Here is a 24402-nt window from a genome sequence, read left to right as displayed (position 1 = left end):
AGGCGAAAAAGATGGATGAGAGGAAGAGGAGCAGAGGGAAGAAGCAGCTTCGGGGAAGAAATCTTTGGATCTTCCGGCTGCTGCTCCTTTTGTCTGCCGCGGGGATCCTTCTCTTTGGCTCCCTTTTTCTGAAGGAGTACAGGGAGTACAGGGCGGCGGATCAGGAGTACGCATCGCTTCGCGAACATATCGAAGTCGGAACGGAGAGCGGAGAGACGGAGGAGAGCACGGAGAAGGCAGAGAGCGGAGAGAGCGAGCGCCCGGAGCTTAAGATCGACTATGCGGCCCTCCAGAAGGTGAATCCGGACTTCTCCGCGGTTCTCTATTTTCCCGCTCTGGACCTCCGCTATCCGATTGCGGCCGGAAAGGACAATGAGGACTATATGCACCGATCCTTCGAGGGAAAGTCCAATGCGGCGGGCTCGATCTTTTTGGATGCGGCGGCCTCAAAGGACTACAGCGATCTCAATACCTTTGTCTTCGGACACAATATGAAAAACGGCTCCATGTTCGGAAAGCTGAAGCTTCTCCTGAAGGACCCCGAGCTCGCATCCTCCAATCCCTATCTCTACCTCTGTCGGCCGGACGGCATCCGGAAATACCGGATCTTCTCCTATTTCGTCACCGACGTAGAGGATGCGGTCTATCAGGATGTGACGGAGGCGGACTATGAGAGCTATGTGGAGCGGAGCCTGAAGCGCTCCGCCGCCCCGGAGCAGGCAGAGACCGGCATCGACTTCACGGAGAAGCCAAAGCTCCTCACCCTCTCCACCTGCTCCGGTCCGGGAAGTGCGGGGAAGAGACTTCTCGTCCAGGCGGCGCTGGTGGAGCAGTGGCAGGAGGGGGATGCGCAGTGAGACTTTTGGGAAGGGGAGCTTGTTTTCGGGCCTGACTTGACAGGAGAGGGCGGCAGATGATAGAATCTCTATCAGTCGGCGGGGATTTTGGAGCGTATCGTTTTGTGCCCGGGTCCGGCAGCGAAGAGAAAGAGGAGAAGAGCATGGCAAAGCAGAAAAAAGAGATGATCTTTTCTTGTTGCCTCCGTATGTGTGACGCATAGGAGGCCTTTGCCGCGCGCGGATTTCGCGTATTCCAGGGAGGAGCAGGCAGGACCTGCTCCTCCCTTTTTACGTATCAGCTCTTCATTACGGACCCATTTCTCCGGCGCGGGGAAGATAAGCAATCGGAAAGGAGGCAGCGTGGATTTTTCATTTATTCGAAGATTTGCACCGATGTATTTTGACGCGGCGAGGCTGACTCTGGGGATCGCAGCGCTCGGCATCCTCTTTTCCGTTCTGATCGGAGCGCTTTGCAGTGTCACAGAATACTATAAGCTTCCCATCCTCCGCCGGATCGCTTCGGCCTATGTGGAATTGTCTCGGAATACCCCTCTCCTCGTCCAGCTCTTCTTTCTCTATTTCGGACTTCCGAAGCTTGGAATCCGGATGAGCTCCGCCCTCTGCGGCGTCGTGGGACTGAGCTTTCTGGGCGGAGCCTATATGACGGAGAGCTTCCGGGCGGGGCTGGAGGCCGTGGAGGGGGTCCAGAGGGAGGCGGCGCTGTCTCTTGGGCTCACGCCGCTTCAGAGCATGGGCTATGTGATCTTCCCGCAGGCTCTCGCGCTCTCTGTCCCCTCCCTCGTCGCGAATGTGATCTTCCTCATCAAGGAGACCTCCGTCTTCTCCGCGATTGCTCTGGCGGATCTTATGTATGTGGCGAAGGATCTGATCGGCCTTTATTATCAGACCGAGGAGGCGCTCTTTATGCTGGTCCTCTCTTATCTTGTGCTTTTGCTTCCGATCTCTATTCTCGGAACTCTCCTGGAAAGGAGGCTTCGCTATGCGGGCTTCGGCGATTGAGCTCTTTTCTCTTTCTTCGCTTCTCTCTTTGCAAAATACGGGCGGGAGAGAGCGGGGCATCGGCATCCTCTTTGACGGAAATAATTTCGAGAGGCTGATGGGGGGGCTTTTTGTGACGATCCGGATCAGCCTCCTCTCCGCGGCGCTCTCCCTTCCGCTCGGCATCCTCTTTGGCATGCTCATGACGAGAAGGAATCCCCTTACAAAGGCGCTGAGCCGGATCTATCTCGACTTTATCCGGATCATGCCGCAGCTTGTGCTCCTCTTCCTGGTCTATTTCGGAACGGCACGGGCCTTCGCTCTGAGCCTCTCCGGGGAGCTGAGTGCGGTCATCGTCTTCGTCCTCTGGGGGACGGCGGAGCTCGGGGATCTTGTGAGAGGGGCGCTTGTCAGCATACCGAGGATACAGTATGAGAGCGCTGCGGCACTCGGCCTGACGCCGCTTCAGACCGCATTTTTCATCATCATACCCCAGACGGTCCGGCGTCTGATCCCTCTCGCCATCAATCTTGTGACGAGAATGGTAAAGACGAGCTCCCTGGTCGTCCTGATCGGAGTCGTGGAGGTCCTTAAGACAGGGCAGCAGATCATCGATGCGAACCGCTTCCGCTACCCGACGGCGGCGCTTCCGATCTATGGCGTGATCTTCCTCCTCTACTTTCTGGTGTGCTGGCCGATCTCTCTTTTCGCGGGCTGTCTGGAAAAAAGGTGGAGGGACTGATGCGCTCTGTGCGCTTTGGATGGGACGGGGAAGAGGCAGCTTCAGTCTGCGGGAGCGGAAAATTTCAGGGAAGAGGGGAAGGGAAATCATGACGGAAGATGTTCTTCTTTCTATCAGAAATCTCCATAAGAGCTATGAGTCGGGAAATGCGATTCTCAGAGGGATCGATCTGGATGTGAAAAGGGGAGAGGTGCTCGTCCTCCTCGGGCCCTCCGGCTGCGGGAAGTCGACCCTGCTCCGCTGCATCAATGGTCTGGAGAGGATCGACGGGGGGAGCATCCGCCTGGACGGAGAGCTCATCAGCGGGAACCCGAGGGAGCTTCCGAAGATCCGGCAGAAGCTCGGCATGGTATTCCAAAGCTACGAGCTTTTCCCCCACATGACAGTCCTGGAGAATATCACGCTCGCGCCGATCCGGGTGCAGAGAAAGGGGAGGGCGGAGGCCGAGCGGGAGGCGAGGGAGCTTCTCCTCAGGGTGAATCTGTCGGAGAAGGAGAAGGCCTACCCCAGGATGCTCTCCGGAGGGCAGAAGCAGAGGGTCGCAATTGTGCGGGCCCTGGCCATGCACCCGGAGATGATGCTCTTTGATGAGGTCACGGCCGCGCTGGACCCGGAGATGGTCAGGGAGGTTCTCGATGTCATGATGGAGCTCTCCGAGCGGGGGATGACGATGCTGATCGTCACGCATGAGCTGGCCTTCGCCCGGGCGGTCGCGGACAGGATCCTCTTCATGGATCAGGGGAATATCGCGGAGAGCGGGGAGCCCGAAGCCTTTTTTACGGCTCCGAAGACGGAGAGGGCGAGAGACTTCCTCGGGAACTTCCTCTTCTCCTCCAAAAAGAAGGGAAGAGAGTGAGAAGGGAGGCTTTCGGAAGAAGCGGATTGAGTCCTGCCCCGATTAAAATTTCGACAGGATCCGCATTTTCCGACGATGGATGGGAAAGCTTTTTGGATCAGTGCCGGATGAGAGGATGAGATCCGGAGAAAGGGAGAGACAGTATGAAAAAATCAATGGCGGCGGCAGTTTTTCTTTCGGCGCTTCTTCTTGCGGGGGCCCTGTCCGGCTGTGCCTCTCAGAGCGAAAAGACCGGGAGCAGCGCGCAGAGCGCGGCGGAGGGGAAGAAGGAGGGATCCGCATCCTTTCGCACGGTGGAGGAGATCCGGAATTCCGGAGTGATCCGGATCGGTGTCTTTACGGACAAGGCTCCATTTGGCTATATCGATTCGAAGGGGGAGAATCAGGGCTATGATGTCTTCTATGCGAGGCGCATCGCGGAGGATCTCGGGGTGAAGGCGGAGTTTACCTCCCTGGACCCGGCCTCCCGCGTGGAATATGTGAGCACCGGAAAGATTGACATCACTCTCGCGAATTTTACGGTCACAAAGGAGAGGGCGGAGCAGGTGGATTTCGCGCTTCCCTATATGAAGGTCGCGCTCGGCGTGGTTTCCCCGGAGGACAAGGAGATCAAATCCGTCGAGGAGCTGAAGGGAAAGACCCTGATCATCGCAAAGGGCACGACGGCGGAGACTTATTTTGAGAAGAATCATCCCGAGGTAAAGCTCCAAAAGTACGATGCCTACGCGGACGCCTATAATGCGCTCTTAGACGGGAGAGGGGACGCCTTCTCCACGGACAACACCGAGGTCATAGCCTGGGCGAAGACGAATCCCGGCTATGTGGTGGGGATCGAAACTCTCGGGGACTACGACACGATTGCGGCCGCGGTCGCGAAGGGCAATACGGAGCTTCTGGATTTCCTAAATGAGGAGATCCGGGCGCTCGGGAAGGAGAATTTTTTCCATAAGGACTATGAGGAGACCCTGAAGCCGGTTTTCGGGGACGACACGGACCCGGATTCCATCGTGGTCGAGGGCGGAGAGGCTGTAAAGAATTGATCCTCTCATAATTTTAGAAACCGCCTCCAAACGCTGTGCCTTATCTGAGAGATAAGAAGCGCAGGCTGCGGGGGCATCCCGGGAAAGACCGAAAAATTCCTCCCCGGGAGGGAGATGCCTTCTCTGAAAACGTGAAAGAATGAAATACTATCTGTCGGACCATTTACATTTCTCTGAAAAATTGATAAAAACGAATTGACAGAAGGGCCGTGGTCCTGATAGTTTAAACTATCAGTGCAGCGCGGAGAGAAACATGAAAAGCAGAAGATAGGAGGAAGCAGTATGCGTTATCAGATCGAGGGAGGAAGTCTTCCGGCGGTTGTCATCCAGCTGGACGCGGGAGAGACGATCATGAGCGAGCTCGCGGGGAGGACCTGGGCCAAGGGACCCATAGAGACGGAGACGAGGGGGACCGGCGGGATCGGGAAGAGCATCGGGAGGATGTTTTCTGGAGAGAGCCTCTTCATGAGTCACTATACCGCGAAGGGACCGGCGGAGATCGGCTTCGCCTCCTCCTTTGCGGGGAGCATCATCGCGAGAGAGCTCGGGCCCGGAGAGAGCCTGATTTGCCAGAAGTCCGCCTTCCTTTGCTCTACGTCCGGCGTTGATCTGTCGATCTTCTTCCAGAAAAAGCTGGGGGCCGGCTTCTTCGGAGGAGAGGGCTTCATCATGCAGAAGGTCACGGGACCGGGAGTGGTCTTCCTGGAGCTGGACGGCTATGTCAAGGAATATGACCTTGCGGCGGGGGAGGAGCTTGTCTGCGATACCGGGGTGCTCGCGCTGATGGATGCGAGCTGCAAGATGGATATCCGGATGGTAAAGGGCCTAAAGAACAAGCTCTTTGGCGGAGAGGGTCTTGTGGACACCGTCATCATCGGCCCGGGGAAGGCCTATATCCAGACGATGTCCCTCGCTCACCTGGGCGGGATTCTGTCTCCCTATATCGTACAGAAAAAGTAGAGAAGCGGATTTTCGAAGGGGAAAATGGATGCACCGGGACGGCTCTTCTTGTAGAAGAGCCGTCCCGGTGTTATAATCCTTCTCATTCCGCGGGGAGGGAAGACCGGATTTCCCTGCCCCGGAGAGGATGAGGGGGATTTTTATGAAGCTTGTGAAATTCGGCGGGAGCTCCTGTGCTTCCGCGGAGCAGTTTAAAAAGGTCAGGGAGATTGTTTTCTCGGATCCCGCGAGGCGCTATGTCGTCGTCTCCGCGCCGGGGAAGCGCTTCCCGAAGGATGAGAAGGTCACGGACCTTCTCTATCTTCTCTATGAGGATCTGCGGGAGGGGAGGGGGATGGAGCGGCAGCTCTCGAAGATCGAGAGGCGCTATCGGGAAATCATAGACGGCCTCTCCCTTTCCCTGAGCCTCGAAGAGGACTTCAGGGAGATCCGGGAGAGACTTCTCGCCGGGGAGAGCTGTGCCTACGCGGCCTCCCGCGGGGAGTATCTGAATGCGAAGCTCATGGCGGAGTATCTCGGCTTCCCCTTTTTAGACGCCGGGGAGCTCATCGCATTCCGCCCGGACGGGGAGTGTGACTTCCGGGAGACGGAGAGAAGGGTCGGGGAGAGACTCCGGGACATGGAGAAGGCGGTCATACCCGGCTTCTACGGTCTGGACCCGGAGGGAAGGACCGTGACCTTCTCCCGGGGCGGCTCCGATGTGACAGGCTCCTTGATCGCGGCGGGACTTCACGCGGATCTCTATGAGAACTGGACGGATGTATCCGGCTTTTTGGTCGCTGACCCCCGGATCGTGAGAAAGCCGGAGGTGATCGACTATATCACCTATCGGGAGCTTCGGGAGCTGAGCTATATGGGGGCGAGCGTGCTCCATGAGGACGCGATCTTCCCCGTCCGGAAGGAGGGCATCCCGATCCAGATCAAAAACACCAACCGCCCCGGGGATCATGGGACGATGATCGTCGCAAATACCCTGAAGAAGCCGCGCTTCATCATCACGGGGATCGCGGGGAAGAAGAATTTCTGCTCCATCAATATCGAAAAGGCGATGATGAACTCGGAGATCGGATTTATCCGGAAGGTCCTTTCCGTGATCGAGGAGAACGGGATCAGCGTGGAGCATACGCCGTCCGGCATCGACACGATGACTCTCTTCATCCATCAGGAGGAGCTGATATCGAATGAGCAGAAGGTATTGCAGGGGATACAGAGGGCGGTGAATCCGGATCTCATCGAGCTGGAGGCGGATCTGGCCCTGATCGCGGTCGTCGGGCGCGGCATGAAGTCCGCCCGGGGCGTTGCGGGCCGCGTCATGAGCGCTTTGGCGCATGACTACATCAATATCAAGATGATCGATCAGGGATCGAGTGAATATAATATCATCATCGGGGTCCGGAATGAGGACTTTGAGGCGGCGATCCGCGCGATCTACAATATGTTTGTGCTTTCCGCGTCATAGAAGAGGGGGGCTTCGGGCTGTGAAAATCGCAGTGATCGGCGGAGGAGCCGCCGGAATGATGGCAGCGCTCTCCGCAAAGAGAGCGAATCCCGGGGCCGAGGTTTTGCTCCTGGAGAAGAACGAAAAACTCGGAAAGAAGATCTTTATCAGCGGAAAGGGCCGCGGGAATCTCACAAATTCCGCGGATATCGGGGACTTTCCGCAGCACTTTTTCAGAAACCCCCGCTTTCTCTACTCCGCCTTCTCCGCCTTTTCCAACCGGGACCTATGGAGGCTCGTGGAGGAAAACGGCTGTCCCCTGAAGGAGGAGCGGGGAGGCAGGGTCTTTCCCCTCTCTGACCACGCTTTTTCGATCACAGACGCTCTGAAGCGCGCCCTGAAGAAGGCGGGAGTGAAGCTTCTTTATCGGACGGAGGCAAGAGAAATCCGGCTTCGAAACGGAGCAGTCTCTTCCGTTTGCTGCCGGGAGGGAGAGATTTCAGCGGATCGGATCATCGTCGCCACGGGGGGGCTTTCCTATCCCTCCACCGGCTCTACGGGGGACGGCTATCGCTTTGCCGGGGAGACGGGACACCGGCTGCGGGAATGCCTCCCCTCCCTCGTTCCGCTCCTCGTAGAGGAGGGGGACTGCCGCTTTCTCCAGGGGCTGAAGCTAAGGAATGCAGGGCTTTCGATCCGGGACGAGGAGGGAAGGTCTTATTATGAGTCCTTCGGAGAGATCGATTTCCTCCCGGATGCGCTTTCCGGGCCGATCATCCTATCCGCTTCCGCCGAGCTGACAGAGCTTCTGCATTCTGAAGAGGCGAAGCGGGGCCTTCTTCTCACAGCGCACATCGACCTAAAGCCTGCCCTCACGGAAAAGATGCTGGAGGGGAGACTGATCCGGGAGCTGGAAAACGCCGGGGGCGGAGGGCTGGAGCGGGTGCTCTCCGCCCTTCTTCCGCTCCGATTTCTTCCAGTTTTTTTGAGGAGACTGGAGAAAAGGGGGATCTCCCGCCGGGAGAAGGCGGGGGAGCTCTCCCGGGAAAAGAGGAGGGAGATCGAGACTCTCCTTCGGGATTTTTGCTTTACGATCCGGGGCACTGCCTCCTTTCGGGAGGCCATCATCACAAGGGGAGGGGTCGATACCCGAGATATCTCCCCAAAGAGCATGGAGTCCCGGAGGGTCCGCGGCCTTTACTTCGCCGGGGAGCTCCTCGATATCGATGCTTCTACCGGGGGCTATAACATGCAGGCGGCTTTTTCCACAGGCTTTCTCGCGGGGAGATCCGCGGCGGAGGAAAGATAGGAGGACGCGGATTTCATCGAGAATCCATCCGCACTTCCCCACCTTCCGGGAGGGAGCGCTTTTGTCAGCTTGCGGCAGAAAATGCCGCGGATTTCGGAGGTTTCTATGCCCTATACTATCGCAATCGACGGTCCCGCTGGTGCGGGGAAGTCTACGGTCGCCCGCGCTCTTTCGCGGAGGCTCGGCTGTCTCTATGTGGATACCGGTGCGATGTACCGCGCTCTTTCGCTTTTTTGCCTCCGGCATGCGATTCCGCTTCACGACGAAGAGGCTGTCTCGAAGGCCGTGGAAGGGGTCTCTGTCTCCCTTCGCCCCGAGGAGGAAGGGGGACAGAGGGTGGAGCTTGACGGGGAGGATGTCTCCGGGGAGATCCGGACGCAGGAGGTCGGGGATGCCGCCTCTGTGATCTCCTGCTACGGCGCGGTCCGCACGAAGCTCCTCTCCCTGCAAAGAGAGCTCGGAGAGAAGCATTCCGTGGTCATGGACGGCCGGGATATCGGGACGAGGGTTCTCCCCGGGGCGGATCTTAAGATCTATCTCACGGCATCCTCCGAGGTCAGAGCCCGCCGGAGGATGCGGGAGCTTCTCGAAAAGGGGGAGAAGGCGGATTACGCTGCAGTGAAGAGAGAGGTGGAGGAGCGGGATTACCGGGATATGCACCGGGAGATCGCACCTCTTAAGAGGGCGGAGGACGCGCTGCTTCTGGACTCCTCCGATCTTACGATCGAGGGGACGGTCGATGCGATCCTCGCTCTCTCAAAGGGCTGAGAGGAGAGCTTTCCTATGGCGGGATCGGGGAAGAGGGTAGTGGTCGCAAAGAGCGCCGGATTTTGCTTCGGAGTACAGCGCGCGGTGGATCAGGTCCTCCGGATCGCGGAGAGGGAGGAGGAAAAGCCCCCCTCCGAGAGGAAGCCGATCTATACCTACGGGGCGATCGTACATAACGATACCGTGGTCACTGCCCTGAAGGAGCGAGGCGTATCCGTGCTGGAGACAAGGGAGGAGCTCGAGGCGCTTTCCGGGGGCATCGTCATTATCCGGGCGCACGGAGTTCCCAGGGAGATCTATGAGCTCCTCCGGGAAAGGGGGATCGAGACGGTGGACGCGTCCTGCCCCTACGTCCGGAAGATTCAGCGCCTTGCGGAGGAGCACACGGGGAGAGGGGAGAAATGCTTCATCGTCGGGGATCCTCATCACCCGGAAATCATCGGCATCATGGGCTGGGCCAGAGGAGAAATCACGGCGCTTCCCGGTCCGGAGGAGGCGGAAAAGCTTCCGGACGGAGGGGGAGAGCGGGTCCTTGTGCTGGCGCAGACCACATTTAATGTGGACAAATTCAAGTTGCTTATTGATATTTTAGAGAAAAAGCGGTATCATACTAACGTTATAAATACGATTTGCAACGCAACTTTCGAAAGACAGGAAGAGGCCAAGAAGCTTGCAGGGAGCTCCGATGCCATGATCGTCATTGGAGGAAGCAGTTCATCAAACACGAAGAAGCTATTTGAGATTTGCCAGTCGGAATGTCGGAACACGCAGCTGATACAAACGGTCAAAGATCTTAAACTCTACTCGGATGAAGCGATTCGCAACGTAGCTATTACAGCAGGGGCCAGTACCCCGAAAGAAATCATTAAGGAGGTTCTAACTTATGTCAGAAATGAGTTTTGAACAAATGCTGGAGGGATCACTGAAATCAATTCATGCGGGAGAGATCGTAACAGGCAAGGTCATCAGCGTCAAACCGGATGAAATCGCTCTGAACATCGGTTACAAGTCCGACGGGATCCTGACCCGCAGCGACTACAGCACCGACAATTCCCTGGATCTCACGACGGTTGTCAATATCGGAGATGAGATCGAGTGCAAGGTGAAGAAGGTAAATGACGGCGAGGGGCAGGTCATCCTCTCTCACAGGGACGCACTGCAGTCCAAGGCCTCCGAGGAGCTCAGGAAGGCCTTCGAGGAGGGCGCGGTCCTCACCGGACGCGTGATCCAGGTGGTCAAGGGCGGACTCAATGTCGAGGTGAACGGAGCAAGAGTCTTCGTGCCGGCCTCTCTGGTCTCCGACAGCTTCGAGAGGGATCTGAACAAGTATCAGGGGCAGGACATTCAGTTTGTGATCACGGAGTTCAATCCGCAGAAGCGAAGAGTGATCGGAGACAGGAAGCAGATCATGCTCGCCCTGAAGAAGGAGCAGCACGACAAGCTCTTTGCGGAGCTCCGGGAGGGAGACGTGAGGACCGGCGTCGTGAAGAATCTCACCGACTTCGGTGCCTTCATCGATCTCGGCGGCGCGGACGGACTTCTCCATATCTCCGAGATGAGCTGGGGACGCATCGAGAATCCGAAGAAGCTCTTTAAGCCGGGGCAGGAGGTCAAGGTTCTGGTCAAGGAGATCAACGGCGAGAGAATCGCGCTGACGAGAAAGTTCCCGGATGAGAACCCGTGGAAGGATGCGGATACGAAGTATGCCGCCGGGCAGATCGTAAGAGGAAGGGTCGCCCGCATGACGGACTTTGGCGCCTTCATCGAGCTGGATAAGGGGATCGACGCCCTGCTCCACGTCTCTCAGATTTCCAGAGAGCATGTCAACAAGCCCTCGGATGTCCTTTCGGTGGGACAGGAGATCGAGGCAAAGGTCGTGGATCTCGATGTGAATAACCACAAAATCTCTCTTTCTATGAAGGTCCTTCTCCCGGAGGAGGGCAGGAGAGAGGATGCCGATGTAGCCGATGTGGATATCGAGGCGGTCGGAAGAGCGGAAGCGGACGATGAGCAGTAGAGCATCGGAAAGCGCCGTTTGAGAAGGGCTTTGCGGCCGGGCAGGATAGCTGCCCGGCCTTTCCTTTTCCGAGGAGCGGAATGCCCCGGGACAGAAAGACGCGGCCCGTTTTTCCGCGGAGAGGGAATCCGCATTTCCTGCGGCAGCAAAACAGGGACATTTTGAAAAGGGCAGAGGCAGTTCGCCGGAAAAGCATCCCGGGACAAAGGAGGGGGACATGGCACTGGAGATCGAGAGGAAGTGGCGGATCCGGAGACTTCCGGAACGGCTCTTGGAATATCCGGTAAAGGAGATCGAGCAGGGCTACCTGAACTTTTCTCCTGCGATCCGGGTGCGCCGCTCCCGGCTGGACGGGAAGGAGCACTACAGCATGAGCTATAAGGGCTCCGGACTCCTCTCCCACGAGGAGGTGAATCTCCCGCTGGACAGGGAATCCTATGATTCCCTCTTAAAGAAGGCGGAGGGGATCATCATTCGAAAGAGGCGCAGTCTCATCCCCTTTGGGGAATACCGGATTGAGCTGGACCGCTTCCTGGGCGAGCTGGAGGGGCTCTGGATCGCGGAGGTCGAGTTTCCGAGCGTGGAGGAGGCGAGGCGGTTTCAGGGACCGGACTGGTTCTCTGAGGATGTGACGGAGAGCGGGGAATATGCCAACTCCCGCCTAGCGCGGCTCGGGAGACCGCCCGCCTCTGCCCTTTTTTCTCAGGAATCACGATAGGGCCGCACTTTGCCAAAGGAGGTTTTGCCAAAGGAGGTTTTTATGAAGCCTTTCATTATATATTATTCCTATTCAGGGATAACAAGAAGATTAGCGGAAGATATTGCCTTGATTACGGATGGGGAATTGAGAGAACTGAAACCGGAAAGGCCTTATTCCTTTTCGTATAATACAGCGGTAAAGGAAGCGAGAGAAGAAATTGAAAAGGGATATTGTCCTCCTCTTATTCAGGTTCAGGGGGCGGAAGCGATTGAGAATGCAGAGCTGATTTTTATAGGTTCTCCGAATTGGCTGAAAACCTTTGCCCCACCCGTTCGCTCGTTTTTAAGAACGGTGGATTTGAGCGGAAAGACGATCATTCCCTTTTGTACGCATGGCGGAGGCGGCTTTGGGAGAATGATTGAGGACTATAAAGAGGAATGTAAGCATTCCATCATCAAAGACGGGATAGCGTTAAAAGGGGACTACAGCTTTGATGAACTGAAAGCATGGTTAGACAGTAATTTGTAGGTCTCCATTTATGCCTTCGGCCGGTGAGCGAAAGCGGGAAGGAGCATTTACGGGTCGGCTGCGCTTTTACGATGTGCGGCTTGCCAGCGCTGTATTTCAGTGTTATACTGCATAACCGGGTGCGCCGTGGATTCGGCGGGGATCATGACAGAAGATTTGTGGAGGTGCTCTTGGATGAGTGTTAAAGTTGAAAATTTAGAAAAAAACATGGCGAAGCTCACCGTGGAAGTGGATGCCGCGGATTTCGATCAGGCGCTTACGGAGGCCTACAGAAAGAATAAGGGCAGATTCAATCTTCCGGGCTTTCGCCGGGGCAGGGCGCCGATGCAGATGATCGAAAAGATGTATGGTCCGCAGGTCTTCTATGAGGATGCCCTGAACGGGCTTTTGGACAAGAGCTATCCGGATGCCGCGAAGGAGTCCGGCCTTTCCATCGTCTCCCGTCCGGAGATCTCCGTGGAGCAGATTGAGAAGGGGAAGAATCTGATTTATACCGCGACGGTTGCCCTGAAGCCCGAAGTGAAGCTGGGAGAGTACAAGGGAGTGGGCGTCGAGGGCGCGGATTCTTCGGTGACGGAAAAGGAAGTCGAGGATCGTCTCAGACAGGAGCTGGAGAAGAACGCCCGCATGATCGATGTCGACCGGGAGATCAAAAAGGGAGATATCAGCTCCATTGACTTTGTGGGCTCTGTGGACGGGGAGGAGTTCGCCGGCGGAAGGGGAGAGGATTATCCGCTCACCATCGGGAGCGGGACCTTTATCCCGGGCTTTGAGGATCAGCTGATCGGCCATAAGGCGGGGGAAGAGGTCGATGTCAATGTGAGCTTCCCCGAGGATTACGGGGCGAAGGAGCTCGCCGGAAAGGCGGCGCTCTTCAAGGTCAGCATCAAATCCGTAAAGGAAAAGCAGCTTCCGGAGGCGGACGATGAATTCGCCTCCGAGGTCTCCGAGTTCGATACCCTGGAGGAGTACAAGAAGGAGCTCGAGAAGGGACTCCGGGAGGAGAAGGAGAAGCAGGCCGCGCTGCAGAATGAGAACCGCGTCATCGATAAGGTCGCTGAGAATGCGGAGCTGGATATCCCGGAGCCGATGCTCGAGGAGCAGCTGGAGCAGATGTACCGGGACTACGCGATGCGGCTTCAGCAGCAGGGAATTCCCATCGAGCAGTACATGCAGATCACCGGACAGACCGAGGAGAAGCTGAAGGAGCAGATGAAGCCGGGCGCGGAGAGAAGCATCCGAAATTCCCTGGTGCTCGAGGCGGTCCAGAAGAAGGAGAATATCACGGTACCGGACGAGCGGGTCGAGGAGGAGTTTCAGAAAATCGCGGATCAGTACAAGATGAAGTATGAGGATCTCATGAAGACGGTCAGCGAGTCCCAGAAGGCATCCGTCCGGAGAGAGCTCGAGCTTCAGGCGACGGTCGATATGCTGCTTTCCGAGGCAAAGCTCACAAAGCCGGAGAAGAAAAGCGAGAAGAAATCCGAAAAGAAGTCCGAAAAGAAGTCTTCGGAGAAGAAGGAAGAGGGAGAGAAGTCCTGATTAAGATCTCCGGAAGAGATTTTGGAGCGCTGCGAAAGCCGCGCTCCTTTTTTGAGAGAGGATCAGAGGATTTGAGAATCGCTTCCCTGGAGACTTTCAACCGGCAGTTTATTCCTCTTTCAGGGAAAACATGGTAGCATAGCGGCATAGCGTTTCCCTTGGCGATAGAAGGGGCGATAGAAGGAGAAGATAGAAGGAGAAAATAAGATGAGAGATTTTTCCGATCCGAGAGGCATTGCCACGATCCCCTATGTCATTCAGTCCACATCGCGCGGAGAGCGGAGCTACGACATCTTTTCCCGCCTCCTGAATGAGCGCATCGTCTTTCTCGGAGACGAGGTGAATAACGATACCGCATCCCTTGTGGTGGCTCAGCTTCTCTATCTCGAGTCAGAGGATCCGGACAAGGATGTCAGCCTTTATATCAATTCCCCGGGCGGAGTGATCACGGCCGGTATGGCGATCTACGATACGATGCAGTATATCAAATGCGATGTCTCCACCATCTGTGTGGGTATGGCGGCCTCGATGGGGGCCTTCCTCCTCGCCGGCGGCACGAAGGGGAAGCGCATGATTCTTCCGAATGCGGAGGTCATGATTCATCAGCCCTCCGGAGGCGCCCAGGGGCAGGCGACGGAGATTCAGATCACCGCGGAATGGATCCTCCGGACGAAGAAGCACATGGCGGAGATCCTCGCCGAAAACTGCGGTCAGAGCCTGGAAAAGGTGCTGGAGGATACGGAGAGAGACCATTGGATGGATGCGGAGCAGGCGCTCTCGTACGGACTGGTCGATCGGATCTTCCGCTCCAGAGGGGAGTCGGAGGGAAAGGCGTAAGGGGCTATGCAAAAGATGGATATGAGGGAGCGCTGCTCGTTCTGCGGAAGACGCTATGATCAGGTAAAGAAGATGTTCCGGGGCAATAACGGTGCCCTGATCTGCAATGAGTGCATCGAGCTGAGCAGCGAGATCCTGGCGGAGGACTATCGGAGGGAAGAGGCGGAGGCACAGGCGGAAATCACCCCGAAGCTCCTAAAGCCAAAGGAGATCAAGGGCTTTCTCGATGAGTATGTCATCGGTCAGGACGAGGCGAAGAAGGTGCTCTCCGTCGCGGTCTACAATCACTATAAGAGAATCAGCTCCCGGATTCAGGATATCGAGGTCCAGAAATCCAATATCCTGCTGATCGGAGCGACGGGGACCGGGAAGACCTACCTCGCGCAGACTCTCGCGAAGATCCTGGGTGTCCCCTTTGCCATCGCGGACGCCACGGCGCTCACAGAGGCGGGATATGTCGGAGAGGATGTGGAGAACATTCTTTTAAAGCTCATCCAGGCGGCGAATCTCGATGTGAAGAAGGCGGAGTACGGCATTATTTACATCGATGAGGTCGACAAGATCACAAAGAAGTCGGAGAATGTCTCGATCACGAGGGATGTCTCCGGAGAGGGAGTTCAGCAGGCGCTCTTAAAGATTCTGGAGGGAACCGTCGCCTCCGTTCCGCCCCAGGGCGGCAGGAAGCATCCGCAGCAGGAGCTGATCCAGATCAATACAAAGAATATCCTCTTTATCTGCGGAGGAGCCTTCGACGGACTGGAAAAGATCATCGAAAAGAGGATTGCCTCCGGCTCCATCGGCTTTGGAGCGGAGATCGTGGAGAAGAATCGAAACAGCTATGACGAGCTCCTGAAAAAGGTGCAGCCCGAGGATCTGGTGAAATTCGGCCTTATCCCGGAATTCATCGGCCGTGTCCCGATCGACGTCGAACTGGAGAGCCACGATGTGGAGAGCTTAAAGCGCATCCTGACCGAGCCGAAGAATGCGCTGATCCGCCAATATCAGAGGCTTTTCGAGCTTGACGGCGTGGAATTAAGCTTTACAGAGGACGCGATCCGCGCAGTCGCGGAGAAGGCGATCCAGAGAAAGACCGGGGCGCGGGGGCTTCGCTCCATCATGGAGGACATCATGATGGGGCTTATGTATGAGATCCCCTCCGATCCCTCGATCAGCGCGGTGGAGATCACAAGAGAGGTCGTAGAGGGAAGGGGGGAGCCTGTGCTGAGCCGTGATGAGAGCGCACTCAGCGCCGCAGCCTCCGATACGGCGGCCCGGCGCGGCGGCCGGGGGCGACGGCCCGGAAGGAGCGGAGAGGGAGCGTGAAGATTCGATCGGTGGAGCTTGCGAAGGTCCTGGGGGTGAAATCGGAGCTTTTCCGGAGCCGGGAGCCGGAATTTGTGATGGCGGGCCGCTCCAATGTCGGAAAGTCCTCCTTTATCAACTCCTTTATCCGGAGGAAATCCTATGCGAGGATCTCCTCTACCCCGGGGAAGACCCGGACCATCAACTTTTATTACGTAAACGGAAGCTTCTATCTGGTAGATCTGCCCGGCTACGGCTATGCTGCGACCGGGGCAGTGGAGCAGGAGAAGTGGGACCGCATGATCCGGAAATATCTGAGGGGCTCCGAGAGCATCGAGGAGGTCATACTCCTTGTGGATATCCGGCATGATCCCACGAAACAGGATATCCAGATGTTCCGCTGGATCGTGGATGCGACCGGCTACGAGCCGATTGTGATCCTGACGAAGTCGGACAAGATCGGAAAGACACAGCTTGAGAAAAGAGAGAGCTCGATCCGCGCCGTCCTCGGCGCCTCCGATGCCTGCCGCCTGATCCCCTTCTCCGCGCGGAGCCGGCAGGGCCTGGAAGAGATCTATGAGATCTTCGACAGCCTCCTCACAGAAGAAACAGCTTCGGAAGCGGACCATGGGGAGGGAGCTGTCAATCATAGGGGAGAAGCTGCCGGAATGACGGAGCGGAAGCGGACAAAAGAGGATTGACAGAGGCCCGGATCTGCGCTAAACTGAGATAGTCGCACAGACAGAAAAGCAGGTATCCACCTCACCTTGGCAGACAAAGCTCTGAACCCGGGTTAAGATTGAAGCTTTACTTCGCGAATTTCCATTCGCGAATTTTCAATGGTGGATCAGACTCAGATCCGCCATTTTTAGTGTATCAGTCCCTCTCAGGCGCCGGAGCAGACGCCGTGTTTACACGGGCGGCCGCTCCGGCATCTGAGAGGACAACAGGAATGAGCATGCAGGACCGCAGGCCCGGAATGCGAATTCCTGGCAGCGTCGCGGAAGCTTCGGAAGAAGCGAAGAGACGCTGAGACGGATACAGGGCATGCCAACCGGGGTTCCGGGATGAAGAGCAACGCGCAAAAGACCGGCATCAAGGACGGCAGCGTCGCGGAAGCTTCGAAGAAGCGAAGAGACGCTGAGACGGATACAGGGTATGCCAACCGGGGTTCCGGGATGAAGAGCAACGCGCAAAAGACCGGCATCAAGGACGGCAGCGTCGCGGAAGCTTCGAAGAAGCGAAGGGACGCTGGGACGGATACACGGCATGCCGGCCGGAGTTCCGGGATGAAGAGCAACGCGCAAAAGACCGGTATCAAGGACGGCAGCGTCGCGGAAGCTTCGAAGAAGCGAAGAGACGCTGAGACGGATACACGGTATGCCAACCGGGATTCCGGGCTGAAGAGCAATGCGCAAAAGACCGGCATCAGAGGCTTTTACTCCGGCAGGCATCCGAGGGGCGGAAGATACGCTGAGACTGAGACGGATACAGGACACAGCAAATTCTACAGAGAGGAGCTTATGGCAAGCAGAAAAGGCACAGAAATCGAAATTAACGAACAGATCAGGGACAGAGAGGTCCGGGTGATCGGCGCGGACGGACAGCAGCTTGGCATCATGTCTTCGCGGGATGCCTTTCGGATCGCAAGAGAGCTGGATCTCGATCTGGTAAAGATCGCCGCGACGGCGGCACCGCCGGTGGTCAGGATCACGGACTACGGCAAGTATCGTTATGAGATGCTGCGCAAGGAGAAGGAAGCCAGAAGAAACCAGCGCACGACGGAGCTGAAGGAAATTCGCATGACGCCGAACATCGACACGAATGACCTGAATACAAAGCTTGCGGCGGCGAGGAAGTTCCTCGAAAAGGGAAACAAGGTGAAGATTGCTCTCCGCTTCCGCGGGAGGGAGATGTCCAGGATGAACCAGTCCAAATATATCCTGGATGACTTCGGCCAGCAGCTTTCAGACATTGCGGTGCTGGATAAGCCGGCAAAGGTGGAAGGCAGAAATATGGCTGTGGTTCTGAGTCCGAAAAAGTAAGGGACGCCGAACGGCCTGCTCTTAAACGGACAAAATGCCGGGAGGCTGCAAAGGCGGCGCTGCCTTTTTGCCGCGCTCATACAGGCATGGCGTCCGTTTTGACATCTGATGGGGACTGATAGAGTAAACTTACAGGAGGCAATTATGGCAAAGTTCAAGCTGAAGACAAAAAAGGCAGCTGCGAAGCGCTTTAAGATGACCGCTACGGGAAAGCTTGTTAGAAATAAAGCGAACAAGTCTCATATCCTTACCAAGAAAAGCACCAAGCGCAAGAGAGGACTTCGGAAGGACATCGTGACAGATCAGACGAATGTCAAGACGATGAAGAAGATCCTTCCGTATCTGTAAGCGCCGGGTCGGTAGAAAGAGGAGGAATTTATCATGAGAATCAAGGGCGGTGTAAACGCTAAGAAGAAGCATAACAGGGTACTGAAGCTGGCCAAGGGCTACAGAGGCGCCCGTTCCAAGCAGTACAGAGTGGCGAAGCAGAGCGTCATGAGAGCTCTGACCGAGTCCTACCGCGGCCGGAAGGAGAGGAAGAGGCAGTTCAGACAGCTCTGGATCGCGCGGATCAACGCGGCGGCGAGACTGAACTCCCTGTCCTACAGCAGGCTGATGTATGGTCTGAAGAGCGCCGGCATCGATATGAACCGGAAAATGCTTTCGGAGATCGCGATCGCGGATCCGGAGAGCTTTGCGAAGCTCTGCGAGGAGGCGAAGGGAAAGCTCGCGGACTGAGAAAAGAGGATAGGGAGTGATTCTGCGGGGCGGACCCTCCGGGCGCTACCCTGAAGCCGGACGGGCCGGATGGCGGACCGCTCCGGCTTTTCTTATGAGGACGGAGAATCATGCTTGGCTATACGCATCTTGTATATGGGATCGGGAGCGCGATGCTCTTCGTAAATCCCGGCGATCGGCTGGGCCTTTTGAAGGCCGCCGCCGGAGGAGCCCTCGGCGGGATGATCTGCGATGTCGATACGAAGCCGGGGAGATTCCTCCGGGATACCCTCTACAGCGGAGAGATCGCGCTCGGAGTCGCGGCAGTGAGCATAATCCTGGACTGGAAGATGAAGACGGGGATCTGCCGCTATGTGCTCTCTCACTGGGGGGAGAGCTCTGTGCTCGGCCTCCTCGGTTTTTCGCTCTGCTGCGTCTTCGGCATGCTGACAAAGCACCGGACCTTCAGCCATTCTCTGCTGGCCCTGCTTCTTCTGAGCATCTCTTTGAATGCCTTCTGTGCTCCTCTCGTTCTCCCCTTTCAGATTGGCTTCCTCTCTCACCTTGCACTGGACCTTCTGAATAAAAGAGACGTCTTCCTGCTCTTTCCGATCCCAAAGGGCTTTAAGCTGAATCTCTTTCACTCCGGAAAGCTCGCAAATCATATCCTGCTTTTGCTCGGGACCGCCGGCCTCATTTTCCTTTTCTGGGAGAAAAGCTAGAGGAGAGGAATTTCGTCTTTTTGCTCTTTTCGAAGCGGAGAGGTCTTTCTGGGAAGGCGCTTTTATGGTATGATTTTCGAGGATAAATTTCGGGAATCCTTTCGGGGAGGGGCGAGCTTTCGCTTTTAATTGTAAGAGAAATTGCAGGAGGCAGAGGATGAATCCGACGAAGATTCGCTGTCCGCATTGCGGGAGCGAGATTTTGATCAGGGGCGCGGGGAAGATAAGCTGTCCGCATTGCCGGGCAGATTTTTTTGTGGAGGAGAGGGCGAAGGATATCCGGATCAATATGACGGTAAACCGCTACGAGGGAGGCGGGAAGCCCGCTTCCTCCCATTTTCTTCTCTATCCTCTGCTCGGTATTCTCGTCATTCTCTCCCTGCTCGGCAGCAGGGTTTTCCGCCGGAGCCCAAAGGCGGAGCCTTTGAAGGAAAGCTTTCAGGAGAAGGTGGAATCCCCTTTTATGCAAAGGCTCTGCGCAGAAATCTTTCAAAAGGATCCCGATCTGCTCACGGCAGAAGAATACGGCAGGGTGGAGAAGCTTTGCTTCTTATCCTCTGATGAGATTGATGCGGCAAATGGGGAGACGGTCTTCCGTATCGATGTCAGACTCTCCGGGGAGGAGGAGCGGAACTATATCGTTGTGCTTGACGGAGAGGGTTCCGATCGGGAGATCCCGATCAGCGATTTTCAGCCCTTCTCCTCTCTTAAGACCCTGAATGTCAATCCGAACTTCGGCCTGAGAATCACGCAGGAAACGGGAGAATACTCGAATTCCCTCAGGAATCTCACAAAGCTTCAGGATTTTACGCTCAGCTCCTGGAGCTACCAAATCACGGACTGGAAGGATTTTTTTGCGAGCCCGAAGGAGCTGAAGGCGCTCCGCGGCGCATCGATCTGGCAGCTGGATGAGATCGTAGACAGCTTTCCGAATCTGGAGACGCTGGAATTCAGCCCGGGGAGCTTCAGCTCCTATCAGTACCAGGAGAAGGCGCCTGACTTGAAAAAGCTTTCGGAGCTTTCCTCTCTTCACCGCCTCTCCACCGACCTTCTGAAGGACAATGATTATCTCCTCTCCATCGCGAATCTTCAGGAGCTCGCCCTCAATGCCGGGGAAGAAAGCGGGGCAGATTACTCGATCCTCTACCATCTCCCTCATCTCAAGGAGCTCAGCATTTATTCCGGGAAGGGCTTTAAGGATCTCTCTTTCCTTTCGGCCATGCCGGAGCTTTCGAAGCTTTCCATAGAGGGTTCAGAGCTCCGGGATCTCTCGCCTCTTGCGGGAAATACCGCGCTCCAGGAGCTCTACCTGAGCCGAGACGGAAGCATCGCAGATCTCTCGGTCTTAGGGACTCTCACAGGACTTAAGAGGCTGAGCCTCTCCGATACCGGCGGCGGGACGCCGGATCTCTCCGCCCTTTCTTCTCTTGTGAGGATGGAGATTGACGAATCCTTTCTCCCCTCTGCGGTCTCTGCCCCCGCCCTTTCGGATCTCACGCTTATCGGAGGGGAAGACGGGGATCTGGAGATCCTTTCCGGGAAGACGAGCCTTGAGAAGCTCTGCATCTGGAGTGGCGGCTCCGCCGAAGCGTCGCGGGAGCTTTGCGAATCTCTGAGCGGACTGAAGGAGCTCTCCGTTCAGGGAAGCTATATGAGCTTTGAGGGGATTACGCTGGATCACTGGCTCTGTGCACCGGCTCTGCAGAAGCTTATCGTCTATGGGAGCTATGATATCTATTGGACGGACGGATTCGCCCCGGACAATTCGACGCTTCGTGAGCTCTCGCTCATCGGGGCCCCCAAGCTCATAGTCCGGGACGCGCAGGGGACGAGGATAGAAGGCGGGGAGACGGAGCTTCAGAGCATCCTCCCGGCGCTTTCCTCCCTTCACGGGCTAAAAAGCCTTCAGATGGTGAAGGAGGGAATCTCCGACCTGGAGCCTCTCCGCGCTCTTTCGGAGCTGGAGACGCTCGATATCAGCGAGAACTATGTGAGAGACCTTCTGCCGCTCCGGGATCTCCCGGCTCTGAAAACGCTGGACGCTTCGGGGAATCCGATCCAGAACCGCTCTGCCCTTTCCGGAGATCTCTACATTATTCTGTCGTGATTCTTAGAGATATGCGGGGCCGCTTCGAAAGAGAGGATGGGAAGCTATGAAAATCATCGATCTGAAATGCCCGCGCTGCGGCGGGAATCTGAGCTGGGAGGAGGGCGCGGAGAGCGCGCACTGCCCCTACTGCAACGCGAATTTTGCGGTGGAACCGGAGAGGGCCAAGGTCTTCATCCAGGAGACCGTCAATAATTTCGGAGGCCCGGCCCGTCCGGAGCAAAGCCGGGAGCTAAGCCCCATCCTTTTGGGCTTCCTGCTCTCTCTTGGCCTCCTGACCGCTGTCCCCCTCGCGGGCCTCCTTCTTTTCAGGAAGCCAGCGCCCTCCCCCGTGGAGAAGACTACGGAGGCCGCGCTTCTTAGCAGCATGACCATCGAAAATCAGACGGATCTCTCCGCTCTCCTCGGACAGACCGGCCTTTCTGAGCTCGTCATCCGGGACAGCCCGGAGATCTCTGATTACAGCGCGCTCTCTGCCCTCCCTCATCTTCGGAGTCTTTCGATTTCCGATGCGCCGAAGCTTGAGGATGCCTCCTTTCTCCGAAGCCTCAGTGGGCTCGAGGAGCTCAGCCTCATAAATACGGGGATTTCGGATCTCTCTCCGCTCTCCGGGAGACTCTCCCTGATAAGCCTGAGCCTGGAGGGAAACCCCATCTCGGACTACAGCTTTCTGCCGAGTCTCCGCTCTCTTCAGACGCTTAAGCTCCGCGATGTTCCGAGGGAGAAGCTTCCGGATCTGAGCTCTCTCAGCGGCCTTTCAGAGCTTGAGACCGCTGCCTCTAAAGAGGGGGAATAGCGGAAGCTGCGTTTCCGGCAGAGGGAGGATTCGATATTTTCCGGGGGAAGAGCGCATCGCGCGGGAGATTTCAGGAGGAGACGGAGGGGATATGAAGCACTATGACATCATTATCATCGGCGCGGGGCCGGGCGGGATCTATGCGGCCTATGAGCTCGAAAAGCGGAGAAGCGATCTCAGTGTCGCGGTCATGGAGGCCGGGCACAGTCTGGAGAAGCGGCACTGTCCGATCGATGGGGAGAAAATCCCGTCCTGCATCCACTGTAAAAGCTGCTCCATCATGAGCGGCTTTGGCGGGGCCGGCGCTTTTTCCGACGGGAAGTACAATATCACAAACGATTTCGGCGGTACACTCTATGAGTACATCGGCCGGGAAAAGGCCCTTTCCCTCATGCACTATGTGGACGAGATCAATATGTCAAAGGGGGGAGAGGGGAGCCGCATTTTTTCCACCGCGGGCTCGCATTTTAAGAAGATCTGCATGCAGAATCGCCTGAAGCTTCTGGATGCCTCCGTGCGGCACCTGGGGACGGATATCAATTATATTGTCCTTAGGAATCTGTACCGCGATCTCAAAGAGGCGACGGACTTTTATTTTGACACGCCGATCGAGAAGGTCGAGGCCCGGAAGGAGGGAGGATACCGGATCGAGAGCGCGGCGGGGGAGAGCTTCTCCTGTGACAAATGCATCATCTCCGTGGGGAGGAGCGGGAGCAAGTGGATGGAGAAGGTCTGCCGGGAGCTCGGGATTCCGACGAAGTCAAACCGCGTGGATCTCGGCGTCCGGGTGGAGCTTCCCGCCGTCATCTTCTCGCATCTCACGGATGAGCTCTATGAGAGCAAGATCGTCTACCGCACACAGCTCTTTGAGGATAATGTCCGGACCTTCTGCATGAATCCGTACGGAATCGTCGTAAATGAGAATACCAATGGAATCGTCACGGTCAACGGGCACAGCTATGAGGGGGAGGAGAAGCGCACGGAGAATACCAATTTCGCGCTCCTCGTCTCAAAGCATTTTTCAGAGCCCTTTAAGGACAGCAACGGCTACGGGGAGAGCATCGCCCGCCTCTCGAATATGCTGGGGGGCGGCGTCATCGTGCAGCGCTTCGGGGATCTCGTCCGGGGGAGGAGGAGCACGGTGAAGCGGATCGAGGAGGGGCTCGTCCGCCCGACGCTGAAGGCGACGCCCGGAGACCTGAGCCTGGTGCTTCCGAAGAGGATTCTGGACGGCATCATGGAAATGATCTATGCGCTCGACAAGATCGCCCCCGGAACCGCCAATGAGGATACGCTCCTCTATGGCGTCGAGGTCAAGTTCTACAATATGGAGGTCGCGATCGACTCTCATCTCGAGAGCTGTCATCCCGGACTCTATGTGATCGGAGACGGGAGCGGCGTCACCCATTCCCTTTCCCACGCCTCGGCGAGCGGGATCTTTGTGGCGAGGGATATCGCGGAGAGAGGATAGCGGAGCTCCGCCGGAAGGCAGATCTCTGCCGTGGATGACAAGGATGGCGCTGAAGGGAAGGCGCTTCGGGCGGGCGGAAAGAGCGCGGAGAACTTATGCCGGAAGGGCTGCGGTCCCGTTTTATCGGATGGCGGAGCTCCGTTTGGATCGAAGCTTCGCTCGATCCGTAGCTTCGCTCGGGCCGTGGGCCGGGCTTTCCTTCCAAATCGGTGGAAAACGATCCGGCAACAGATCGGCGGACGCCGCAATCGCGGGCAGGCCGGGCTTTCCTCCCGAATCGGCGGAAAATCCCGAGGCTTTTGTGAAAAAAGACGAAACAAAGCCTTACAAAAATGTGACATTTGTGCTTGACGGCAGGAGAGATCTCTGCTATCATGTGTACCTGTCGCCGCAAGAATAAGGCCGAATGAAAGAGCTCGGTTTTGCGGAGGGCAGATCAAAGGACCTTGAAAATCAAAGATCGAATCATACACAGACCCTGAATATTCGAAACGGCGAAAGCCGTCTCTGTTTGGAAGCGGAAGAATGCGGAAGGACAGAGGAGAGATTCAGAAAGCACAGAAAGTGCAGCGAAGAAAACTCGCAGTAAAAGAAGGAAAAGCCAAGCTTAAGAATGAGCGAAGCAGGAGGAGGCCGGAAGGCCTCCATTGAATGAGAGTTCGATCCT

General features: G+C 56.6%; 25 protein-coding genes. All 25 read left to right on the top strand.

Annotated elements, in window-relative coordinates; all coding sequences use genetic code 11:
* Positions 1-11 precede the first annotated feature (11 nt).
* On the top strand, positions 12-857 hold the full coding sequence (locus GCWU000341_RS10635) for a class B sortase (protein ID WP_196794845.1): 846 nt from the start codon (positions 12-14) through the stop codon (positions 855-857).
* Positions 858-1199: 342 nt separating this feature from the next.
* Positions 1200-1859 carry an amino acid ABC transporter permease gene (locus GCWU000341_RS10630; RefSeq protein WP_040654272.1) on the top strand — a complete coding sequence of 220 codons (660 nt, stop codon included), beginning with the start codon at positions 1200-1202 and terminating at the stop codon, positions 1857-1859.
* The gene (locus tag GCWU000341_RS10625; protein WP_009216007.1) at positions 1840-2580 is read left to right on the top strand and encodes an amino acid ABC transporter permease; all 741 of its coding nucleotides are present in this window, start codon (positions 1840-1842) and stop codon (positions 2578-2580) included. The genes GCWU000341_RS10630 and GCWU000341_RS10625 overlap by 20 nt, the downstream gene beginning before the upstream one ends.
* Before the next feature lie 88 nt (positions 2581-2668).
* Positions 2669-3436, top strand: coding sequence for an amino acid ABC transporter ATP-binding protein (locus GCWU000341_RS10620; protein WP_040654269.1), 768 nt, complete (start codon positions 2669-2671; stop codon positions 3434-3436).
* 143 nt (positions 3437-3579) lie between these two features.
* Positions 3580-4476 (top strand): cysteine ABC transporter substrate-binding protein, encoded by an 897-nt coding sequence (locus tag GCWU000341_RS10615; RefSeq protein WP_009216004.1) that lies wholly within the window; start codon positions 3580-3582, stop codon positions 4474-4476.
* Between the two features lie 282 nt (positions 4477-4758).
* The gene (locus GCWU000341_RS10610; protein WP_040654208.1) at positions 4759-5436 is read left to right on the top strand and encodes an AIM24 family protein; all 678 of its coding nucleotides are present in this window, start codon (positions 4759-4761) and stop codon (positions 5434-5436) included.
* A 142-nt stretch (positions 5437-5578) separates the two neighbouring features.
* Entirely contained in the window at positions 5579-6895 is a 1317-nt protein-coding gene (locus GCWU000341_RS10605; RefSeq protein WP_040654267.1) for an aspartate kinase, read from the top strand.
* 19 nt (positions 6896-6914) lie between these two features.
* Positions 6915-8183, top strand: a complete 1269-nt coding sequence (locus GCWU000341_RS10600; protein WP_009216001.1) for an NAD(P)/FAD-dependent oxidoreductase — start codon at positions 6915-6917, stop codon at positions 8181-8183.
* Between the two features lie 105 nt (positions 8184-8288).
* Entirely contained in the window at positions 8289-8951 is a 663-nt protein-coding gene (gene cmk, locus GCWU000341_RS10595) for a (d)CMP kinase (RefSeq protein WP_040654205.1), read from the top strand.
* Positions 8952-8966: 15 nt separating this feature from the next.
* The gene (gene ispH, locus GCWU000341_RS10590; RefSeq protein ID WP_009215999.1) at positions 8967-9854 is read left to right on the top strand and encodes a 4-hydroxy-3-methylbut-2-enyl diphosphate reductase; all 888 of its coding nucleotides are present in this window, start codon (positions 8967-8969) and stop codon (positions 9852-9854) included.
* A complete protein-coding gene (gene rpsA, locus GCWU000341_RS10585) occupies positions 9835-10968 on the top strand; it encodes a 30S ribosomal protein S1 (protein WP_036600639.1) in 1134 nt (377 codons plus the stop codon). The genes ispH and rpsA overlap by 20 nt, the downstream gene beginning before the upstream one ends.
* A 217-nt stretch (positions 10969-11185) precedes the next feature.
* Positions 11186-11686 carry a CYTH domain-containing protein gene (locus GCWU000341_RS10580; RefSeq protein WP_009215997.1) on the top strand — a complete coding sequence of 167 codons (501 nt, stop codon included), beginning with the start codon at positions 11186-11188 and terminating at the stop codon, positions 11684-11686.
* A gap of 42 nt (positions 11687-11728) precedes the next feature.
* The gene (locus GCWU000341_RS10575) at positions 11729-12196 is read left to right on the top strand and encodes a flavodoxin (RefSeq protein ID WP_040654202.1); all 468 of its coding nucleotides are present in this window, start codon (positions 11729-11731) and stop codon (positions 12194-12196) included.
* A gap of 174 nt (positions 12197-12370) precedes the next feature.
* Positions 12371-13738 (top strand): trigger factor, encoded by a 1368-nt coding sequence (gene tig, locus GCWU000341_RS10570; protein ID WP_009215994.1) that lies wholly within the window; start codon positions 12371-12373, stop codon positions 13736-13738.
* A gap of 207 nt (positions 13739-13945) precedes the next feature.
* Positions 13946-14575: an ATP-dependent Clp endopeptidase proteolytic subunit ClpP gene (gene clpP / locus GCWU000341_RS10565; RefSeq protein ID WP_009215993.1), complete on the top strand. Its 630-nt coding sequence runs from the start codon at positions 13946-13948 to the stop codon at positions 14573-14575.
* 6 nt (positions 14576-14581) lie between these two features.
* Entirely contained in the window at positions 14582-15898 is a 1317-nt protein-coding gene (gene clpX, locus GCWU000341_RS10560) for an ATP-dependent Clp protease ATP-binding subunit ClpX (protein ID WP_009215992.1), read from the top strand.
* Complete coding sequence (yihA, locus tag GCWU000341_RS10555) at positions 15895-16578, top strand: ribosome biogenesis GTP-binding protein YihA/YsxC (RefSeq protein ID WP_009215991.1); 684 nt, start codon at positions 15895-15897, stop codon at positions 16576-16578. Before clpX ends, yihA begins: the two co-directional genes overlap by 4 nt.
* A gap of 822 nt (positions 16579-17400) precedes the next feature.
* Positions 17401-17922: a translation initiation factor IF-3 gene (gene infC, locus GCWU000341_RS14375; RefSeq protein ID WP_036600396.1), complete on the top strand. Its 522-nt coding sequence runs from the start codon at positions 17401-17403 to the stop codon at positions 17920-17922.
* Positions 17923-18066: 144 nt separating this feature from the next.
* A complete protein-coding gene (rpmI, locus tag GCWU000341_RS10545) occupies positions 18067-18270 on the top strand; it encodes a 50S ribosomal protein L35 (protein WP_036600392.1) in 204 nt (67 codons plus the stop codon).
* Between the two features lie 30 nt (positions 18271-18300).
* Positions 18301-18660, top strand: a complete 360-nt coding sequence (rplT, locus tag GCWU000341_RS10540; RefSeq protein ID WP_036600393.1) for a 50S ribosomal protein L20 — start codon at positions 18301-18303, stop codon at positions 18658-18660.
* 110 nt (positions 18661-18770) lie between these two features.
* Entirely contained in the window at positions 18771-19361 is a 591-nt protein-coding gene (locus GCWU000341_RS12780) for a metal-dependent hydrolase (protein WP_009215986.1), read from the top strand.
* 157 nt (positions 19362-19518) lie between these two features.
* Positions 19519-21468: a leucine-rich repeat domain-containing protein gene (locus GCWU000341_RS10530; RefSeq protein WP_009215984.1), complete on the top strand. Its 1950-nt coding sequence runs from the start codon at positions 19519-19521 to the stop codon at positions 21466-21468.
* A gap of 46 nt (positions 21469-21514) precedes the next feature.
* Positions 21515-22264: a leucine Rich repeat-containing domain protein gene (locus tag GCWU000341_RS10525; RefSeq protein WP_009215983.1), complete on the top strand. Its 750-nt coding sequence runs from the start codon at positions 21515-21517 to the stop codon at positions 22262-22264.
* 91 nt (positions 22265-22355) lie between these two features.
* Positions 22356-23735 (top strand): NAD(P)/FAD-dependent oxidoreductase, encoded by a 1380-nt coding sequence (locus tag GCWU000341_RS10520; RefSeq protein WP_009215982.1) that lies wholly within the window; start codon positions 22356-22358, stop codon positions 23733-23735.
* A 525-nt stretch (positions 23736-24260) separates the two neighbouring features.
* Entirely contained in the window at positions 24261-24386 is a 126-nt protein-coding gene (locus GCWU000341_RS14110) for a hypothetical protein (protein ID WP_256364655.1), read from the top strand.
* Positions 24387-24402: the final 16 nt, after the last annotated feature.

This window comes from Oribacterium sp. oral taxon 078 str. F0262 (assembly GCF_000160135.1).
Classification (GTDB): Bacteria; Bacillota; Clostridia; order Lachnospirales; family Lachnospiraceae; genus Oribacterium.
This window is presented reverse-complemented; position numbering and strand designations above follow the sequence as displayed.

Bases quoted from the DNA above. Each gene is read 5' to 3' on its own strand.
- GCWU000341_RS10635 (WP_196794845.1), top strand. From the start codon at position 12: ATGGATGAGAGGAAGAGGAGCAGAGGGAAGAAGCAGCTTCGGGGAAGA.
- GCWU000341_RS10625 (WP_009216007.1), top strand. From the start codon at position 1,840: ATGCGGGCTTCGGCGATTGAGCTCTTTTCTCTTTCTTCGCTTCTCTCT.
- GCWU000341_RS10620 (WP_040654269.1), top strand. From the start codon at position 2,669: ATGACGGAAGATGTTCTTCTTTCTATCAGAAATCTCCATAAGAGCTAT.
- GCWU000341_RS10615 (WP_009216004.1), top strand. From the start codon at position 3,580: ATGAAAAAATCAATGGCGGCGGCAGTTTTTCTTTCGGCGCTTCTTCTT.
- GCWU000341_RS10610 (WP_040654208.1), top strand. From the start codon at position 4,759: ATGCGTTATCAGATCGAGGGAGGAAGTCTTCCGGCGGTTGTCATCCAG.
- GCWU000341_RS10605 (WP_040654267.1), top strand. From the start codon at position 5,579: ATGAAGCTTGTGAAATTCGGCGGGAGCTCCTGTGCTTCCGCGGAGCAG.
- cmk (WP_040654205.1), top strand. From the start codon at position 8,289: ATGCCCTATACTATCGCAATCGACGGTCCCGCTGGTGCGGGGAAGTCT.
- ispH (WP_009215999.1), top strand. From the start codon at position 8,967: ATGGCGGGATCGGGGAAGAGGGTAGTGGTCGCAAAGAGCGCCGGATTT.
- rpsA (WP_036600639.1), top strand. From the start codon at position 9,835: ATGTCAGAAATGAGTTTTGAACAAATGCTGGAGGGATCACTGAAATCA.
- GCWU000341_RS10580 (WP_009215997.1), top strand. From the start codon at position 11,186: ATGGCACTGGAGATCGAGAGGAAGTGGCGGATCCGGAGACTTCCGGAA.
- GCWU000341_RS10575 (WP_040654202.1), top strand. From the start codon at position 11,729: ATGAAGCCTTTCATTATATATTATTCCTATTCAGGGATAACAAGAAGA.
- tig (WP_009215994.1), top strand. From the start codon at position 12,371: ATGAGTGTTAAAGTTGAAAATTTAGAAAAAAACATGGCGAAGCTCACC.
- clpP (WP_009215993.1), top strand. From the start codon at position 13,946: ATGAGAGATTTTTCCGATCCGAGAGGCATTGCCACGATCCCCTATGTC.
- clpX (WP_009215992.1), top strand. From the start codon at position 14,582: ATGCAAAAGATGGATATGAGGGAGCGCTGCTCGTTCTGCGGAAGACGC.
- infC (WP_036600396.1), top strand. From the start codon at position 17,401: ATGGCAAGCAGAAAAGGCACAGAAATCGAAATTAACGAACAGATCAGG.
- rpmI (WP_036600392.1), top strand. From the start codon at position 18,067: ATGGCAAAGTTCAAGCTGAAGACAAAAAAGGCAGCTGCGAAGCGCTTT.
- GCWU000341_RS12780 (WP_009215986.1), top strand. From the start codon at position 18,771: ATGCTTGGCTATACGCATCTTGTATATGGGATCGGGAGCGCGATGCTC.
- GCWU000341_RS10530 (WP_009215984.1), top strand. From the start codon at position 19,519: ATGAATCCGACGAAGATTCGCTGTCCGCATTGCGGGAGCGAGATTTTG.
- GCWU000341_RS10525 (WP_009215983.1), top strand. From the start codon at position 21,515: ATGAAAATCATCGATCTGAAATGCCCGCGCTGCGGCGGGAATCTGAGC.
- GCWU000341_RS10520 (WP_009215982.1), top strand. From the start codon at position 22,356: ATGAAGCACTATGACATCATTATCATCGGCGCGGGGCCGGGCGGGATC.
- GCWU000341_RS14110 (WP_256364655.1), top strand. From the start codon at position 24,261: ATGCGGAAGGACAGAGGAGAGATTCAGAAAGCACAGAAAGTGCAGCGA.